A 16,901-nucleotide genomic window follows, 5' to 3' on the forward strand; every position below is an offset into this window, starting at 1 on the left:
TCTCTTAAATCAATTCTGTGAGCTGCACTGCGACTTCATCCTGAGCCATGGTTTTTTGCTCACCACCACGCAGATCTTTTACTACCACAGTGTTATTGGCTATTTCATTTTCACCAAGTACTAAGGCAATAGCCGCACCAACGTTATCAGCGCGTTTAAACTGTTTCTTGAAGTTACCACCACCGAAGTGGTTCATTACTCGCAGGCCCGGTACGGCTTCGCGTAGTTTCTCAGCCAGCTTCATACCTGCCATCATGGTGCCTTCGCCAGCGGTAACAATGTATACATCTACTGCACGACGTACATCTGTCAGCTCAAGGGTTTCCATTAGCAGAACCAGACGTTCCAGCCCCATTGCAAAACCAACGGCTGGCGTTGATTTTCCACCGAGCTGCTCAACCAGACCATCATAACGGCCACCCGCACAGACGGTGCCCTGGGCACCCAGACTGTCGGTGATCCACTCAAAAACGGTACGGTTATAATAATCCAAACCACGCACAAGACGTTCATTTACTTGATATTCGATACCAGCAGCGTCTAATAGTTCACAGAAACCAGCAAAATGTTCTTTAGATTCGTCATCTAAGTACTCAGAAAGCTTAGGTGCATCGACCAGAATTTCCTGTACGGCTGGGTTTTTAGTATCCAGAACACGCAGTGGGTTGGTATGCATGCGGCGCTTACAGTCGTCATCAAGCACATCAAGATGCTGTTCAAGAAAAGCGACCAATGCATCACGGTAGTTTGCACGCGCTTCCAGTGAACCAATAGAGTTCAGCTCCAGGCGAACATGCTGGTCAATACCCAGCTCGCGCCACAGACGTGCAGTCATCATGATAAGTTCAGCATCAATGTCAGGCCCGTTCAGACCAAAAACTTCAACACCAACCTGGTGGAATTGACGGTAGCGTCCTTTCTGCGGACGCTCGTGGCGGAACATCGGACCGATGTACCACAGACGCTGCTCTTGGTTATAAAGCAGACCATTTTCGATGCCCGCTCGGACGCACCCGGCAGTCCCTTCAGGACGCAGAGTCAGGCTGTCACCATTGCGATCATCAAAGGTGTACATTTCCTTTTCGACGACATCCGTCACTTCACCAATCGCACGCTTAAACAGATGGGTAGATTCCACGATAGGCATACGAATTTCGCTACAGCCATATGCGCTAACTACTTGCTTAATAGTACCTTCTACTTTTTGCCAAAGAGGAGATTGCGTTGGTAGGCAGTCGTTCATGCCTCGAATTGCTTGAATTTGTTTCGCCACGTTTGTTCTCGTTAACCAATGGGGAATTAAGTCGAATATATAGGTTCTAGCAGAAATAGTGAACCACGCCCTGAGATTCAAGACGTGATTTAAGGTTATTTCGCTATTTTTCCGTTACATCAATGCGATTACTGACATCCAGCATTGCTGCTTTTGCTCGAATTTTGGTTTCCAGCTGGTCGATGACGTTATCGTTGTCAAAGCGCTCTTTCTGGCGGATACCGTCTTCATAGAAAGCACTCTTGCGATTACCACCTGCAATACCAAGGTGTGAAATCTCAGCTTCGCCCGGGCCATTAACCACGCAGCCGATCACCGACACGTCCATAGGCACCGTAATGTCTTCGAGTCGCTGTTCCAGCTCGTTGACGGTGCCGATAACATCAAACTCCTGCCGCGAACACGTCGGGCAAGCGATGAAGTTAATTCCACGAGAGCGGATACGCAGAGATTTCAGGATATCAAAACCGACTTTGATTTCTTCTACGGGATCTGCAGCCAGTGAAACACGTAATGTATCACCAATGCCCTCCGCTAAAAGCATACCCAAACCAACCGCAGATTTGACGGCCCCGGCACGCGCACCACCCGCTTCGGTGATGCCCAGGTGCAACGGTTGCTTAATCTGGGCTGCCAGCTTACGGTACGATTCTACGGCCAGGAAGACGTCAGAGGCTTTCACGCTGACTTTGAACTGGTCAAAATTGAGGCGGTCAAGAATGTCAACATGGCGCATGGCTGATTCAACGAGCGCATCCGGTGTTGGCTCACCGTATTTTTGCTGGATATCTTTTTCCAGTGAACCGCCGTTTATCCCGATACGGATCGGAATATTCTTATCTCTGGCACAATCAACCACTGCACGAATACGGTCTTCATTACCGATATTGCCCGGATTAATACGCAGGCAGTCAACACCATACTCAGCGACTTTCAGCGCAATACGGTAATCGAAATGAATATCCGCTACTAAGGGGATATTCACCTGTTGTTTGATTAGCTTGAATGCTTCGGCAGCATCCATAGTCGGCACAGATACGCGAACAATATCAGCCCCGACTTTTTCCAACGCCAGGATCTGTGCCACCGTTGCTTCAACATCAGTGGTTCGCGTATTGGTCATTGACTGTACGGCAATAGGCGCACCATCACCAATAGGCACATCACCGACATAGATGCGGGTTGATTGACGACGTATAATTGGAGATTCGTTATGCATTAGATTTACTCTTTACAGCGGCAGCTTGAGTTTTGCTACTTTCCCAGCAGGATACTTACTCAGATCGACCGGTTCACCTTTGTAGTTTATTTTAACAACACCCGGTGCTCCAAGCACGACTTTAAATGGTGCTGTTCCATTTAGATTCAAAACATCACCCGATTTTTTGATCCCGGTATCCAGACGCTTGCCATCCGCATCGCGTATATCAACCCAGCAGTCTCCTGCAAAGGTGATTTTCAGATCCGCGGTAATCTCCGCCACATTGGCTTTAGTGACCTCTGCGATTGAACCGGGTTCAAGCTGAGCATTATAACTTTCGCCATCCCCCATATCTTCAAGCAAAACAGGTTGTTCAGCTTCATCATCAGTAGCCGGGAGCAAACCGGTAATCGACTCAACAGGCTCAATGGTTTCATTCGCTATCTCTGCAACAACAGTACCTTCTGCTGCTGCGTTGACATCAGATGCTGATACGTCATTGCCTATGGCATCAGATAAATCAGAATTGGCGAGAGATTCTTCCAGAGGCTGAGATAGTTCAGTGGTCACTGCCGGGATTTCATCGGTTGGCTCCATTTGTAAACTTTGCCACCACCATACCGCCGTTAAACCAACAACAATGGCCGCCAGAGCCCATGTCAGGCTCATAATGCGGCTATCATGTGCTTCACGCTTGGTACGGCGCGAAAAGCTCTGCATTTCCTGTTCTTGCGGTTGAGCATGACCAAGCTTATCGAGCTGTTCCAGCACATCCTTGCCGTCTAATCCAACAAATTTGGCATAAGAGCTCACATAGCCACGGGTAAATGTGGCCAATTGTGATTTTTCAAAATTGTTGTCTTCAATGTCATTGATAACTGAAATTCGTAAACGCAGGCGGCTGGCAATATCCTTTTGTGAATAGCCGAGCTGCTCACGTGCCTGACGCAGCATATCCCCGGGACGAATGACTTCTTCTGTTGCTCGTTCTTCGTTCTGTTCAGTATTCATTGGCTAGATATTTCTGATATTGCTGAGAGTCTGGGAATTGCTCTTTGAGCAAATCGGCGTATTTATCTGCCTGAGTTAGTCGTCCAGCCTGATTTTCTAACTGAATAAGTAACCACAAGCTATCCGCCTTGTACCCATATCTCTTATTAAATTTAAACAGCATAGCGCGCGCGTCTTTGTAATTCTGAAATTCAATTTTCATCTGCGCCAGCTGCAACATTGACTTCGGCCGGTATGGATCATGAGACAGTGCTTTCTCAAAATACCGTAGCGCTAGCTGTTTATCGCCGTTATTCAGGCTGCATAGCGCTGCATTCTCATAACTGGCTGAAGTCAAATAGTAATCTGGTTGTTCTATCGCCTTCAAAAAGGCGGTAATGGCTTCGTCGTAACGCTGTTCACCACACAAGAATACACCATAGTTATTCAAAGTATCGCCATTTTTGGGTGAATCTTGTAAGGCTTTCTTATACATATCTTCAGCGGCTTCTTTTTCATCTACCTTCTGAAAATAATAAGCCATGGCATTTTGTGCCCGGTAGTACTTAGGCGCATATTTTAATGCCTGCTCAAGATTTTCGCGAGCACGTTGCCATTGGCCTGTTTCTAAATATCGAAGACCAAGAGCGATCCTGGCCTCTGATGCTTCGATACTATTAAACTCTTTGTTATTGCTTGTTTCTTTAACGGTGACACAACCAACCAATAAACTACACAATAAAGGGTACATCGTCCATCGTACCATATTTTCCCCAACCCAACGTCCATGTCTAATCTATGCCTCTGTTTTTAGGCTGATTTTAACTTTTAGACTGCTTTTACCGGGATTTGTTCAGCATTGTTCGATTTTGCTTGTGTCCGTTTTGTGCGGTCAATCACATCACCGACCAATTGGCCACAGGCTGCATCAATATCGTCACCGCGTGTCTTACGTACTGTAACGGTAAAATCGTATTCCATTAAGGTTTTCATGAAACGGTCAATCCGGGAATTACTCGGTTTGCGATAAGGAGAACCCGGATAAGGGTTAAATGGGATCAAGTTGATCTTCGCTGGCGTATCTTTCAGCAGTACCGCCAGCTGACGCGCATGCTCCATGTCGTCATTAACATGATCTAACAAAACATATTCGACGGTAACACGTCCGCGGTTCGCATTTGACTGTGAAACGTAGTTACGAACCGATTCTAAAAATGTCGCGATATTGAATCGGTCATTGATTGGCATGATTTCAGAACGCAGCTCATCGGTTGGTGCATGCAGCGAAATCGCCAGTGCAACATCGATGGTTCCTGTCATCTGGTCAAGACCAGAAACAACACCCGAAGTGGATACGGTGACACGGCGCTTAGACAGACCAAAACCAATATCATCCAGCATAATTTCCAATGCCGGGATCAGGTTTTTCATGTTAAGCAATGGTTCACCCATTCCCATCATCACAACATTCGTGATTGGGCGACGACCCGTCTCTTTTTCAATACCAATTTCTTTTGCGGCGCGCCATACCTGACCAATGATCTCAGACACACGTAAATTACGGTTGAAACCTTGCTGTGCTGTTGAACAGAAAGTACAAGCCAGTGCGCAACCAACCTGAGAGGAGACACATAACGTCGCACGGTCACCATCAGGAATATACACCGTTTCGACATCTTGATCGCCAACGCGCATCGCCCATTTAATGGTGCCATCAGAAGAGTGCTGCGCTTCAGAAACATACGGTGCGCGGATTTCAGCAACCTGCTTCAGCTTCTCGCGTAATTTCTTGTTGATGTTCGTCATTTGATCGAAATCATCACAACCGAATTGGTAGATCCACTTCATGATCTGATCGGCACGAAAGGCTTTTTCACCCAGCTCGTCAGCAAAGTATTTACGCAGCCCTTTGCGATCGAAATCCAGCAGATTGATTTTGACTGTTGTCATCGGTTGTTGCCTCATTGTAAACGACTGATTCTATGCCTTGGCAACCCACTGGCTGCATGTCACAGGACAATTCAAGGCGCGAAATTGTACAGCCTTTGCCCTTTCGTTTCCACAGGTATCACCCCTATGGTTATTTTAGCAATGGACCATCATCCTTCAGAAAAACCGCTTTAAAACGCTCAGAAACAACAACGGGAAGCCGAAGCTTCCCGTTAACAATTTATTTTGTATGAAATTTAACCGCACTTTAGTCGCGAGGACAAATTTCATCATCAGCAAAGAAATAAGCAATTTCTCGTTTAGCCGATTCAGGGCTATCAGAGCCGTGTACTGAGTTATAACGCAAGCTTAACGCGAAATCTGCACGGATTGTTCCGCACGCGGCTTCTTCCGGATTGGTTTTTCCCATCAGTTCACGATAGCGATAAATCGCACCTTCACCTTCCAGCACCTGTACCATTACCGGGCCCGATGTCATGAACTCAACAAGTTCGTTAAAAAACGGTTTGCCTTCATGTTCAGCGTAAAAGCCCTGTGCTTTTGCCGCATCCAAGCGAACCATTTTCGCCGCAACAATATTCAATCCCGCATTTTCAAAACGCTGATAGATTGCACCGATTAAGTTACGCTTTACCGCATCGGGCTTCACGATCGAAAAAGTTCTTTCAATTGTCATTATTATTCTTCCTTTTAAGTCTGTTCGTTATTGGCAAAACAAGTTGAAGCAAGCTGAGCCAGCCTGCTTCACTACGGTTATGACAACAACAATGCTGCAATATTGGCTACGCCTAACCCTGTTGCTCCGGCAGCCCAGCGACTATCTGCGCTGTCTCGGAAACAAGAGGCTAAATCAAAATGCACCCAGCTACTGGTTTCGTTGTCAACAAAGCGGGACAGGAACGCCGCGGCATTTGATGCACCGCCCATGCCGCCACCTTTCTGCGAGCGGCTGTTGGCTGTATCAGCATAGAAAGACGGGCAATTGGCCTGGTGCCATTTCTCTAACGGCAGTGGCCATGCCGGCTCATTCACCAAATCCGATAGCTGCTGGACCTTCAGCAATAGCTGCTTATCAAAACCAAAAATCGCATTGTAATCCGTTCCCAATGCCATCATTGCTGCGCCCGTTAAGGTGGCCGCATCAATGATCAATGGTGTATTGGTTTCACTTGCTGCAATCAGGCCATCGGCAAGTACCAAACGCCCCTCTGCATCGGTGTTAACGACTTCGACGGTCAAGCCGTTTTTATACGTTAACACATCACCTAGCTTGTAAGCGTTACCTGCGACCATGTTTTCTGCGCAACATAAGATCAGCTTCACACGCTGATTCAAACCTTGTTCAATGGCATAACCGAGAGCCGCCGTCACTGTTGCCGCCCCCCCCATGTCACACTTCATGGTCACCATGCCGGCACTTGACTTCAGGCTGTAGCCGCCAGAATCAAAGGTGATGCCTTTCCCTACCAGACAAGCAGCAACCGGCGCATCGGCATCACCTGTCGGGTTGTAGTCCAGTGTCAGCATCACGGGTGGACGGCTGCTCGCACGGCCCACACTGTGAGTACCGACCCAGCCATGGTCAAGTAACTGATCACCAATTAACATTGTGTGGCTGATTTTGTCACCCGCGATAGCAGACAAGAAAGCAACCGCATCATTCGCCAGCTTTTCCGGATACATATCTTCCGGTGTCGCGTTGACCACCTGGCGTACCCAGTCTGCACTGCTACGACGGGCATTTAACAGTTCCAGCTCATCTTCATCGATTGACGCCCATTTGATTTCTACGGAAGTCATGGTTGCAGCAAAGCCACAATAGAACGCCCACTGGCGCTCATAGCTCCACCCTTCGCCCTCAAGGCTCGCTTTTACGGCACCTTGTGATTGCAATTGGCGTGCAGCCTGTTGAATACGGCGCAACGGAAAATCACCACTGAAATGAATTTCTGCACCATCTTCCTTGTAGCTCAGCAGTGCCTTTTCTCCCCAGACACCAGAGCTGGCTTCAGCTGATAATGTGATCCGTAACATGACCGCTCCTGTATTACGCTTCTGAAGACAGAATATTGGCTAGTGTACGCACACCCATACCCGTCGCGCCCGCAGCCCATTTGTCGCTTGCGCTCTTACGGTAGGCACCGCTGCAATCGATGTGCATCCAACCTTTTTTATAGTCTTCAACGAAGTAAGATAAGAAAGCAGCCGCAGTACTGGCACCCGGCATAAAATCACCGCTTGAAATATTGGCCAGATCAGCAAAGTTGGACGGCATCATGCTACGGTGGTGATCCGCTAGCGGTAGCGGCCATAGCCCTTCTTGCTCTTCGCTTGCCGCCAGCAATGCTTGTTGTGCCAGCTCATGATCAAAACTGAATAAGGCGTGATAGTCATTACCCAGTGCATTTTTCGCTGCGCCAGTCAGGGTGGCACAGTCGATGATCACTTCCGGGTTTTGTGAACTCGCATAGATCAGGCCGTCAGCCAAGACCAGGCGACCTTCAGCATCGGTATTGAGTATTTCAACTGTCTTGCCGTTTTTATAAGTAATGATATCGCCCAGCTTAACTGCACGACCTGAAATCATATTCTCTGCACAGCACAGGATCAACTTAATGCGCTTATTCGTACCACGCGAAATGGCCAGAGCCAGGCCACCGGTTGCCATTGCCGCACCACCCATATCGGCTTTCATTGCAGCCATGCCAGCAGAGGGCTTCAAGCTGTAGCCACCTGAATCAAAAGTGATACCTTTACCTACCAGGCAAGTATGCACCGGTGCATCGGCATCACCTGTTGGGTTGTAGTCAAGACGAAGCATCGCTGCTGAGCGTTCTGAACCTCGGCCTACGGTATGCGTGCCCATCCAACCTTCGTCCAGCAGATCGTTACCTTTAATAATTTTATACGTCACATGCTCAGGGGCCAGTGACTTGATAAACTCACCCGCACGAGACGCTAACTGAGATGGACGAACCACATCTGCTGACTGGTTAATCACTTCACGTACCCAGTGAGTGGCGGTAATACGTGCTTTCAGTTCCGCTTCTTCATCATCATCTAACGCTTTCCAGGAAACTTGATTACCCGGTTTAGCATTGTGGTGACCTTGAAGAAATGCCCAAATCGCGTCCAAATCCCACTCATCACCAACCAGTGATACGTGCTTGATCCCTTGCGCGTCTAACTTACGACCAGCACGCTGTAGCGCGCTATGCTGGTGTTCATCCGTCAGATGAATAGTGACGCCATCGGCAACAAAAGAGATAAGGGCATTTTGACCCCATTGCTCGGCTGCTGCTTCATGAGATAAGAATACTGACATACAGGCAGACATGAAAAACTCCTTGGGTTCTGATGCCAAACTGATTCGTTTGATGATCTCAGTTTGGTATGAATTTAGATTTCAGCGTAGTTAATTCCAATCGGGATAAGACAGACATGGGATAGCGATCCCTCACCAAACCATTCTCTCCTTCACTCGCGAACTGAGTACACGTTCGCTCGACATCGCTTACTCGGTAACATATGAGGAACATTCGTTGCTTCGCTGTTACTCGTCCTACAACAAGTTATGGGGGTAACGGCTTGGTATTACAAGATAATAACTGGCTGAAATACAACAAAGCGGACCATTAGGTCCGCTTTTATATATATTTCGTTCACTTTGCCCTTTTGCTCATCTATAAACAAGTTGTTTACATCAAGACTAAGAGCAAGATCATACTAGTCAGCTTCTTCCATCCAGCACAACTGCACCGCTTCTAATACGCGCTCGCCACTGTGGTTTGGATCATCGTCGAAATCATCTAAATCCATGATCCATTGACGAAGATCGGTAAAGAGAACCGTTTGCGGGTCAATGTCAGGAAAACGTTCAGACAGTTCAATCGCTATTTCTCTAGAATCCGTCCATTTTAAGCCCATGATACTGCCTTCTTGTTTAATATAACCGTCTTACGAGAAGTCTAGCCTTTCTGTTAGGAAATGCTCAATCACATTAGTGTTTTTCTGATGCCAGGTTAATAGTGTAACGTGGAATTTCAACCACCAGATCATTGTCTGCCACTTTAGCCTGACACCCCAGGCGTGATTCTGGCTCCAGACCCCATGCTTTATCGAGCATGTCATCTTCAAGTTCATCACTTTCTTCGAGAGAATCGAATCCTTCGCGAATAACAACGTGGCAGGTCGTACACGCACATGATTTTTCACAGGCGTGCTCAATGCCGATACCATTACGTAGTGCGACATCAAGTACCGTTTCACCAGTTTCAGCGTCTAAAACTGCACCCTCAGGGCAAAGTTCTTCATGGGGTAATACAACAATTTTAGGCATGCCTAAACCTCATCAATCGATTGACCAGCCAGTGCCTGACGAATAGATTGATCCATTCGACGTGACGCAAATTCCTGGCTCGCTTTATCTGTTTTCTTTATACCTGCTTCAATCGCATGGGGATCAGTTCCCTGACGCAATTGCACAAGTTCCATCATTACCCTTTCCAGTGCTTCACGCTCTTCTTTCGATAGCAAGGTCTCACCATCGGTAGCCAGAGCGGTGATCAACCCTTCAAGGACGCGATCAGCTTCCACTTGCTGCTCGGCAAGTGTACGTGCATTTTTATCTTCCTGGGCATGAGTCATCGACTCACGGAGCATTGTTGCAATTTCATCATCGGTTAAGCCATAAGAGGGTTTCACCTGGATCGATGACTGCACACCGCAGCTCTTCTCCATCGCCGTTACCGACAACAGGCCATCCGCATCCACCTGGTAGGTCACACGGATATGTGCCGCACCTGCCGCCATAGCGGGAATACCCTGCAAGGCAAAACGAGCCAATGAACGGCAATCACTCACCATTTCACGCTCGCCTTGCACAACGTGGACAGACATCGCTGTCTGACCGTCTTTGAAGGTGGTGAACTCTTGTGCGCGAGCAACAGGGATCGTGGTATTACGAGGAATAATTTTCTCGATCATTCCGCCCATAGTTTCAATGCCCAGAGACAGCGGGATCACATCAAGCAATAACATATCTGAGTCAGGTTTGTTGCCTGCTAAGATATCAGCCTGAATAGCGGCACCAATCGCAACGACTTTATCCGGATCAATCGATGTTAGAGGTTCTTTACCAAAGTAGTTAGCGACCATGTCACGTACCAGTGGGACACGGGTAGAGCCCCCCACCATAACGGCTTCGATCACTTCGTCGATCTCAATGCCGGAATCTTTAATGGCACGACGACATGCCATCAGGGTTTTCTTCACTAACGGCTGGATCAGCGCATTAAACTGTTCTCGGCTCACGGAACCCTGCCAGCCAAGCACATCGATCGGTGCTTCTTCGCCATCCGTCAGTGCCACTTTTGCATCAGTGGCGGCATCTTGCAAAATACGCAACTGTTGCGCGGTTAAATCACCCGATAAACCCGCTTGTTGTTTGATCCAATCCGCAAGTAAGTGATCAAAGTCATCACCACCCAGTGCTGAATCACCACCGGTAGCCAAGACTTCAAACACCCCTTTAGACAAGCGCAGAATAGAAATATCGAACGTGCCGCCGCCTAAATCATAAACCGCAATCACCCCTTCCTGACCTGAATCCAAGCCATAGGCAATTGCTGCTGCCGTAGGCTCGTTCAAAAGACGAAGCACATTCAAGTTTGCCAGCTTAGCCGCATCTTTTGTGCCGGCACGCTGGGCATCATCAAAATATGCAGGAACCGTGATCACCACACCTTCCAGATCACCACCTAAGGTCGCTTTCGCGCGCTCACTCAGTGACTTCAGGATCTCGGCGGAGACTTGGATCGGGTTGACTTTTCCGCCACGAGTCACAAGCTGCGGTAAACCATTTTCTGATGCTTCAAACTGATACGGAATATGAGGATAACGCTGCTGGATATCCGCCAGCGATCGGCCAATCATACGTTTTACTGAAAAGATAGTATTAACCGGATCTTGCTGAGCAAGCTCACGTGCATCATGACCAACAAGCAGGGCTTGTTCACCGAAGTGAACAACTGAAGGCAGAATCGAACGGCCATGCTCATCATTTAACGTTTCTGGAACGCCGCTGCGCACAGCAGCAACGAGAGAATTTGTGGTCCCCAAATCAATACCCACCGCCAATCGATGTTGATGCGGTGCTGCACTCTGACCGGGTTCAGCAATCTGTAACAGTGCCATTATCGTTCCTGTGGAGTTAGTGCGCGAGTGAGAAAAGATTAATCGAGTAACGTCTCTTCAAGACGTTCAATTTCATAACGCAGCTTATCAATAAACTTCAGCTTACGCACGGCATCTGCCGCCTGTTGCCAATCTTCTTGATTTAACAATTGTTCAAGATCTGCAAGCCGTGATTTATACAGTGCTGAAATTTGCTTTTCAAAATTGAATAGCGCATCTTCAGGATCACTGGCATACGGAATATCTTCGAGTGCTTCTCGCAATTCCATCTGCTGCATTAAGAACTCAGGATCGTATAACGTCTTTTGCTCGCCGCGAATATCTATGTCTTTCTCAGACAACATATACTCTGCGCGTGAGATCGGATTCTTTAGCGTTTGAAATGCATCGTTAATTTGCGCCGCTTTCTGAACCGACATAAGGCGATCGCGTTCTGACGCCGTGGCGAAATTGTCAGGATGGAAACGACGTTGCAGTTCCCGGAACTGAGTTGAAAGAAGGCTACCATCCAGTTCAAATTGGAAAGGTAGCCTAAATAATTCGAAATGATTCATATCGCATCTGGTATCTGTAGGTTCTAACCCTGACCGCTGCTTATCGCTTAGCAGCCAGGTTCAGTTGAAACAACTTTAGCGACTATACGTTGAAGCTTTCACCACAACCACACTCGCTTGATACGTTCGGGTTGTTGAATTGAAACCCTTCATTTAGCCCTTCTTTGGCAAAATCCAGTTCGGTACCGTCAAGATAAACAAGGCTTTTCGCATCAATCACGATTTTTACGCCCCGCTCTTCAAATACCTGGTCGTCTTCATTCACTTCATCGACAAATTCGAGCACATAAGCCATTCCTGAACATCCTGAGGTACGGACGCCTAAGCGCAGGCCAAAGCCTTTGCCGCGGTTCTCAAGGAAAGTAGCTACGCGACGTGCTGCCGCTTCAGTAATAGTAATGGCCATACAACAACCTCGGAAATTAATATATTCAGCAGACTTTCGCTGCTATTCCGCTCACTGCTATTTCAGTCAAGAGCAAAGAAAAGGGCGCACTTTATCAGAATAAAGTGGCAATTTCGATCCCGCTATTGAGCGAAATAGCAATGCGGTGAAAGTTACTCTTGGTGTTTCTTTTTGTAATCACTGACTGCGGCTTTAATTGCGTCTTCCGCAAGAATTGAGCAGTGAATTTTTACCGGTGGCAGCTCAAGCTCTTCAGCGATAGCAGAGTTTTTAATTGCTGCCGCTTCATCAAGGCTCTTACCCTTCACCCACTCAGTGATTAATGAACTTGACGCGATAGCTGAACCACAGCCGTACGTTTTAAACTTCGCATCTTCAATGATGCCGTCATCAGACACCTTGATTTGAAGTTTCATCACGTCACCACAAGCAGGAGCACCTACCATGCCGCTACCGATGCTCTTGTCGTTTTTATCGAATGAGCCCACATTACGCGGGTTCTCATAATGCTCGATGACTTTTTCACTATATGCCATGATTATTTCCTCGACATGTCTATGTCACAAGTTTATGACCGCAAGATTAGTGGTGTGCCCACTCAACGGTGTTCAAATCAATGCCTTCTTTGTACATATCCCACAATGGAGACATTTCACGTAGTTTCTCTACCGCAGTACGGATTTGGCCGATTGCGTAGTCGACTTCTTCTTCTGTCGTGAAGCGACCGAAAGAGAAGCGAATCGAACTGTGTGCCAGTTCGTCATCAAGACCAAGTGCACGAAGTACGTAAGAAGGCTCCAGGCTTGCAGATGTACATGCAGAACCCGATGAAACGGCGAGGTCTTTCAGTGCCATCAATAACGATTCACCCTCGACGAAGGCAAAACTGATATTCAGGTTACCGGCTACACGCTGTTCTAAGTCACCGTTGATATGAACGGCTTCCATGTCTTTAAGGCCATCAAGCAGACGAGTACGTAAGGCTAAAGTATGCTGGCGATCTTGTTCCATCTCTTCTTTAGCAATACGGAATGCTTCACCCATACCGACGATCTGGTGAGTTGCAAGGGTGCCAGAACGCATACCACGCTCATGACCACCGCCGTGCATTTGCGCTTCCAGGCGAATACGTGGCTTACGACGTACGTATAGCGCACCAATACCTTTAGGACCGTAAATTTTGTGCGCAGATAGAGAGATAAGATCAACTTTCATCTCTTGCACGTCGATCGGTAATTTACCTGCAGACTGAGCAGCATCAACGTGGAATATAATTTTGTTTTCGCGACAGATTTCACCAATCGCACTGATGTCCTGAATGACACCGATTTCGTTATTCACGTGCATGATTGACATCAAAATTGTATCTTCACGAATTGCATCACGCAGCTTTGCAAGATCAATCAAGCCGTTTGATTCAGGCTCCAGGTAAGTCACTTCAAAACCTTCACGCTCTAGCTGACGACATGGGTCGAGAACAGCTTTGTGTTCAGTTTTACAAGTAATAATGTGCTTACCCTTCTTGCCGTAGAAGTGGGCTACACCCTTAATTGCCAGGTTATCGGATTCAGTTGCGCCTGATGTGAAAACAATCTCACGTGGGTCTGCATTGAGCAAATCAGCAATATTTTCTCGGGCTGTATCAACAGCTTCTTCTGCCTGCCAACCGTAGCGGTGAGAACGAGAAGCCGGGTTGCCGAAGTTACCATCCATAGTCAAACATTGCATCATTTTCTCTGCAACGCGTGGATCTACCGGGCAAGTAGCGGAATAATCAAAATATATAGGCAGTTTCATTATCATCTCCGAAAACACGGACGTCTGGTCTCTAGGAGCGGACATCGACACCTATTGTGGCGCTGTCGTGTGTTTTTTTATGTCCAAATGACGTTTTTTGTAGAATCTGATCCTGACGACCAGAAATTTCTTGTACATCATTATCTTTCATCAGCTCACCAAGAGTGATGTTGTTCAAAAAGCCACTGATGCGAGAGCTAAGGTCATGCCACAGAGTATGTGTCAGGCAGCGCGTACCGCCCTGACAGCCACCTTTACCATGACATTTAGTAGCATCAACCGATTCATCAACAGCTGCGATAACCATACCTACTGCGATCTCATTCGCATCTTCACCTAAGCGGTAACCACCACCCGGGCCTCGAACACTAGCCACCAGGCCGGCTTTGCGTAGGCGTGAAAAAAGTTGTTCTAAGTAAGACAGTGAAATACCTTGGCGCTCAGAAATATCAGCCAAAGGTACTGGACCACCTTGAGAATGCAGGGCGACATCTAGCATCGCTGTAACCGCATATCTTCCTTTTGAAGTCAATCTCATAACACACCGCTACCCACTTATGTATATGGGGGCAGTGTTACATACCCGACTAAAATGGTCAAGTATTTGCCTGACTATTTTAGTCAGGCTTTTAACCTTGTCACTAATGAGGCTATTTTTCGTCTTTTGGTAAGATTCTTTCGACGGAGGTAAGAATGCCTCGCAAAATATTTAGCTCCTGCTGCTCGGGACGAGCGCGAGTAAATAAACGGCGAAGTTTGGCCATGACCATGCCCGGGTGTTTCTTATTAATGAAATTGGTTCCTGAAATGACTTTTTCAAGGTGTTCGTAGAACAATTCCAGTTCTTTTGCACGGGGATACTCTTCAACCGTCATTTCATCAGCGAACTTTTGCTGCTCAAGGTAAGCCATTCGGATTTCATAGCTGACCGTTTGGACAGCCATCGCCAGGTTTAAAGAGCTATATTCAGGGTTAGCCGGAATATAAACATGGCAGTGACATTTTTGTAATTCATCATTTGTCAGGCCAGTTCGCTCGCGACCAAACAGGATCGCAACCGGATGAGAAGCCGCTTCATTGATTGATCTGATACCACATTCACGTGGATCAAGCTGTGGCCATTCCAGAGTACGAGAACGGGCGCTTGAACCAATCACTAAACCACAATCAGCAACCGCTTCATCTAACGTCTTAACAATCTTCGCATTGGCAACAACATCTGCAGCACCCGCCGCCAAAGCGATGGATTTTTCATCAATCTCACAAGCAGGGTCAACCAGAACAAGATTCGTTAAGCCCATCACCTTCATGGCCCGTGCAGCCGAACCAATATTACCCGGATGGGAGGTACCAATTAAAACAACGCTGATTTTATCTAACATGGCGTAGCATTTTTCCGACTATTTTTAAAAGCGTGGAGATTTTAGCACAGCCTCTAAAAAAGTGGGGAAAACATGCAAAACTAACCCGTGTTTTTGTAAAACTTTTGACGCAAGGTGAGCTCGACCAAAAAATAACCACTTCCTTTTTACGTAAGCTCTGTTATACTCGCCGCCGCTTTTTAGTTCTTTAACATCCGTTGGGAAGATCCTATGCATCCGATGCTTAATATCGCCATTCGCGCTGCGCGAAAGGCTGGTGACCATGTCATTAAATCGTTAGAAAAACCTCAAGGCATTGAAGTTGCCAATAAAGGTAATGATGTTGTTACCAACATCGATCATGAAGCTGAAGCTATCATCATCGCTTCAATTCTTAAGTCTTACCCTGACCACTGCATCATCGCAGCTGAGTCTGGTTCTAAAGAAGGCCGTGACAAAGAGTGTCAATGGATCATCGACCCAGTGGATGGCACCAAAAACTTCGTTCGCGGTTATCCTCATTACGCGATTTCAATTGCGCTACGCATGCGTGGCCGTACTGAAATTTCTGTAGTTTACGATCCGTCTCGTAACGAACTATTCACGGCAACTCGTGGTTCAGGCGCTCAGCTTAACAGCCAACGCATCCGAGTTTCTCAGCCACGCGATCTAACAGGTACTGTTATAGCAACAAGCCTGCCTTTCGCCGCTAAGCAATTCTCTGAAAGCTACTTCAAGACTCAAAATGCAATGTTCGTTGATTGTGACGACATGCGTCAATCTGGTTGTACAGCACTTGATCTTTGCTACCTGGCAGCTGGCCGCGTTGACGGCGTATTCAAACTAGGCCAGAAGGCTTGGGAATTAGCTGCCGGTGAGCTTATTGCACGTGAAGCGGGTGCTATCTGTACTGACTTTACTGGTAACACTAACTACCTGACATCTGGCAACATCGTTGCTGGTAATGCTCGCGTCGTTAAGCCAATGCTGGCTAAAATCCGTGAACACGGTGGCGAAGCATTAGCTAAGTAATCGTTCATAACGATTCAAAAATTCGAAAGCCCCGGCAGCAATGCCGGGGCTTTTTGTTTTTAAGGGCATAAGTGGCGAGTGTCTAGGGACGAGTGGCGAGAAAAGGATGTTGGGGTTCTGGGGTTCTGGGGTTCTGGGGTTC

18 protein-coding genes are annotated in these 16,901 nt (G+C 47.3%); 1 reads left to right on the forward strand and 17 read right to left on the reverse strand.

What is annotated here, in order from left to right; translation table 11 throughout:
- Window positions 1–4: 4 nt before the first annotated feature.
- The 17 genes from hisS to trmJ all read right to left on the reverse strand — a co-directional run bounded on the left by hisS (window position 5) and on the right by trmJ (window position 15,748).
- The gene (gene hisS / locus C9I89_RS19340) at window positions 5–1,273 is read right to left on the reverse strand and encodes a histidine--tRNA ligase (RefSeq protein ID WP_107284958.1); all 1,269 of its coding nucleotides are present in this window, start codon (window positions 1,271–1,273) and stop codon (window positions 5–7) included.
- A 103-nt stretch (window positions 1,274–1,376) separates the two neighbouring features.
- Entirely contained in the window at window positions 1,377–2,492 is a 1,116-nt protein-coding gene (ispG, locus tag C9I89_RS19345; protein ID WP_107284959.1) for a flavodoxin-dependent (E)-4-hydroxy-3-methylbut-2-enyl-diphosphate synthase, read from the reverse strand.
- Window positions 2,493–2,504: 12 nt separating this feature from the next.
- Window positions 2,505–3,485 carry a cytoskeleton protein RodZ gene (gene rodZ / locus C9I89_RS19350; protein WP_107284960.1) on the reverse strand — a complete coding sequence of 327 codons (981 nt, stop codon included), beginning with the start codon at window positions 3,483–3,485 and terminating at the stop codon, window positions 2,505–2,507.
- Window positions 3,475–4,230: a type IV pilus biogenesis/stability protein PilW gene (pilW, locus tag C9I89_RS19355; protein ID WP_107284961.1), complete on the reverse strand. Its 756-nt coding sequence runs from the start codon at window positions 4,228–4,230 to the stop codon at window positions 3,475–3,477. Before pilW ends, rodZ begins: the two co-directional genes overlap by 11 nt.
- A gap of 62 nt (window positions 4,231–4,292) precedes the next feature.
- A complete protein-coding gene (gene rlmN / locus C9I89_RS19360) occupies window positions 4,293–5,414 on the reverse strand; it encodes a dual-specificity RNA methyltransferase RlmN (protein ID WP_107284962.1) in 1,122 nt (373 codons plus the stop codon).
- Window positions 5,415–5,661: 247 nt separating this feature from the next.
- A complete protein-coding gene (gene ndk / locus C9I89_RS19365; RefSeq protein WP_107284963.1) occupies window positions 5,662–6,090 on the reverse strand; it encodes a nucleoside-diphosphate kinase in 429 nt (142 codons plus the stop codon).
- A 77-nt stretch (window positions 6,091–6,167) separates the two neighbouring features.
- Complete coding sequence (gene pepB, locus C9I89_RS19370; RefSeq protein ID WP_107284964.1) at window positions 6,168–7,448, reverse strand: aminopeptidase PepB; 1,281 nt, start codon at window positions 7,446–7,448, stop codon at window positions 6,168–6,170.
- Between the two features lie 13 nt (window positions 7,449–7,461).
- Entirely contained in the window at window positions 7,462–8,751 is a 1,290-nt protein-coding gene (gene pepB / locus C9I89_RS19375) for an aminopeptidase PepB (protein WP_107284965.1), read from the reverse strand.
- A gap of 389 nt (window positions 8,752–9,140) precedes the next feature.
- On the reverse strand, window positions 9,141–9,341 hold the full coding sequence (gene iscX, locus C9I89_RS19380; RefSeq protein WP_107284966.1) for a Fe-S cluster assembly protein IscX: 201 nt from the start codon (window positions 9,339–9,341) through the stop codon (window positions 9,141–9,143).
- 73 nt (window positions 9,342–9,414) lie between these two features.
- Complete coding sequence (fdx, locus tag C9I89_RS19385) at window positions 9,415–9,753, reverse strand: ISC system 2Fe-2S type ferredoxin (RefSeq protein WP_107284967.1); 339 nt, start codon at window positions 9,751–9,753, stop codon at window positions 9,415–9,417.
- Window positions 9,754–9,755: 2 nt separating this feature from the next.
- A complete protein-coding gene (gene hscA / locus C9I89_RS19390; RefSeq protein ID WP_107284968.1) occupies window positions 9,756–11,609 on the reverse strand; it encodes a Fe-S protein assembly chaperone HscA in 1,854 nt (617 codons plus the stop codon).
- Between the two features lie 38 nt (window positions 11,610–11,647).
- Entirely contained in the window at window positions 11,648–12,163 is a 516-nt protein-coding gene (hscB, locus tag C9I89_RS19395) for a co-chaperone HscB (protein WP_107284969.1), read from the reverse strand.
- Between the two features lie 82 nt (window positions 12,164–12,245).
- Window positions 12,246–12,569 (reverse strand): iron-sulfur cluster assembly protein IscA, encoded by a 324-nt coding sequence (gene iscA, locus C9I89_RS19400; protein WP_107284970.1) that lies wholly within the window; start codon window positions 12,567–12,569, stop codon window positions 12,246–12,248.
- A 152-nt stretch (window positions 12,570–12,721) separates the two neighbouring features.
- Window positions 12,722–13,105, reverse strand: coding sequence for a Fe-S cluster assembly scaffold IscU (gene iscU / locus C9I89_RS19405; protein ID WP_107284971.1), 384 nt, complete (start codon window positions 13,103–13,105; stop codon window positions 12,722–12,724).
- Between the two features lie 46 nt (window positions 13,106–13,151).
- Window positions 13,152–14,366: an IscS subfamily cysteine desulfurase gene (locus C9I89_RS19410; protein ID WP_107284972.1), complete on the reverse strand. Its 1,215-nt coding sequence runs from the start codon at window positions 14,364–14,366 to the stop codon at window positions 13,152–13,154.
- Window positions 14,367–14,397: 31 nt separating this feature from the next.
- Entirely contained in the window at window positions 14,398–14,904 is a 507-nt protein-coding gene (gene iscR, locus C9I89_RS19415) for a Fe-S cluster assembly transcriptional regulator IscR (RefSeq protein ID WP_107284973.1), read from the reverse strand.
- Between the two features lie 112 nt (window positions 14,905–15,016).
- A complete protein-coding gene (gene trmJ, locus C9I89_RS19420) occupies window positions 15,017–15,748 on the reverse strand; it encodes a tRNA (cytosine(32)/uridine(32)-2'-O)-methyltransferase TrmJ (protein ID WP_107284974.1) in 732 nt (243 codons plus the stop codon).
- 210 nt (window positions 15,749–15,958) lie between these two features.
- Between trmJ and suhB the strand changes: the two genes are divergently transcribed.
- Window positions 15,959–16,759 (forward strand): inositol-1-monophosphatase, encoded by an 801-nt coding sequence (gene suhB / locus C9I89_RS19425; RefSeq protein WP_107284975.1) that lies wholly within the window; start codon window positions 15,959–15,961, stop codon window positions 16,757–16,759.
- The last annotated feature ends 142 nt before the right edge of the window (window positions 16,760–16,901 follow it).

The organism is Photobacterium lipolyticum, from assembly GCF_003026475.1.
GTDB lineage: Bacteria > Pseudomonadota > Gammaproteobacteria > Enterobacterales > Vibrionaceae > Photobacterium > Photobacterium lipolyticum.

Excerpts from the sequence above, each read along its gene's own strand:
- ispG (WP_107284959.1), bottom strand. The coding sequence starts at position 2,492 with ATGCATAACGAATCTCCAATTATACGTCGTCAATCAACCCGCATCTAT.
- rodZ (WP_107284960.1), bottom strand. The coding sequence starts at position 3,485 with ATGAATACTGAACAGAACGAAGAACGAGCAACAGAAGAAGTCATTCGT.
- pilW (WP_107284961.1), bottom strand. The coding sequence starts at position 4,230 with ATGGTACGATGGACGATGTACCCTTTATTGTGTAGTTTATTGGTTGGT.
- rlmN (WP_107284962.1), bottom strand. The coding sequence starts at position 5,414 with ATGACAACAGTCAAAATCAATCTGCTGGATTTCGATCGCAAAGGGCTG.
- ndk (WP_107284963.1), bottom strand. The coding sequence starts at position 6,090 with ATGACAATTGAAAGAACTTTTTCGATCGTGAAGCCCGATGCGGTAAAG.
- pepB (WP_107284964.1), bottom strand. The coding sequence starts at position 7,448 with ATGTTACGGATCACATTATCAGCTGAAGCCAGCTCTGGTGTCTGGGGA.
- pepB (WP_107284965.1), bottom strand. The coding sequence starts at position 8,751 with ATGTCTGCCTGTATGTCAGTATTCTTATCTCATGAAGCAGCAGCCGAG.
- iscX (WP_107284966.1), bottom strand. The coding sequence starts at position 9,341 with ATGGGCTTAAAATGGACGGATTCTAGAGAAATAGCGATTGAACTGTCT.
- fdx (WP_107284967.1), bottom strand. The coding sequence starts at position 9,753 with ATGCCTAAAATTGTTGTATTACCCCATGAAGAACTTTGCCCTGAGGGT.
- hscA (WP_107284968.1), bottom strand. The coding sequence starts at position 11,609 with ATGGCACTGTTACAGATTGCTGAACCCGGTCAGAGTGCAGCACCGCAT.
- hscB (WP_107284969.1), bottom strand. The coding sequence starts at position 12,163 with ATGAATCATTTCGAATTATTTAGGCTACCTTTCCAATTTGAACTGGAT.
- iscA (WP_107284970.1), bottom strand. The coding sequence starts at position 12,569 with ATGGCCATTACTATTACTGAAGCGGCAGCACGTCGCGTAGCTACTTTC.
- iscU (WP_107284971.1), bottom strand. The coding sequence starts at position 13,105 with ATGGCATATAGTGAAAAAGTCATCGAGCATTATGAGAACCCGCGTAAT.
- C9I89_RS19410 (WP_107284972.1), bottom strand. The coding sequence starts at position 14,366 with ATGAAACTGCCTATATATTTTGATTATTCCGCTACTTGCCCGGTAGAT.
- iscR (WP_107284973.1), bottom strand. The coding sequence starts at position 14,904 with ATGAGATTGACTTCAAAAGGAAGATATGCGGTTACAGCGATGCTAGAT.
- trmJ (WP_107284974.1), bottom strand. The coding sequence starts at position 15,748 with ATGTTAGATAAAATCAGCGTTGTTTTAATTGGTACCTCCCATCCGGGT.
- suhB (WP_107284975.1), top strand. The coding sequence starts at position 15,959 with ATGCATCCGATGCTTAATATCGCCATTCGCGCTGCGCGAAAGGCTGGT.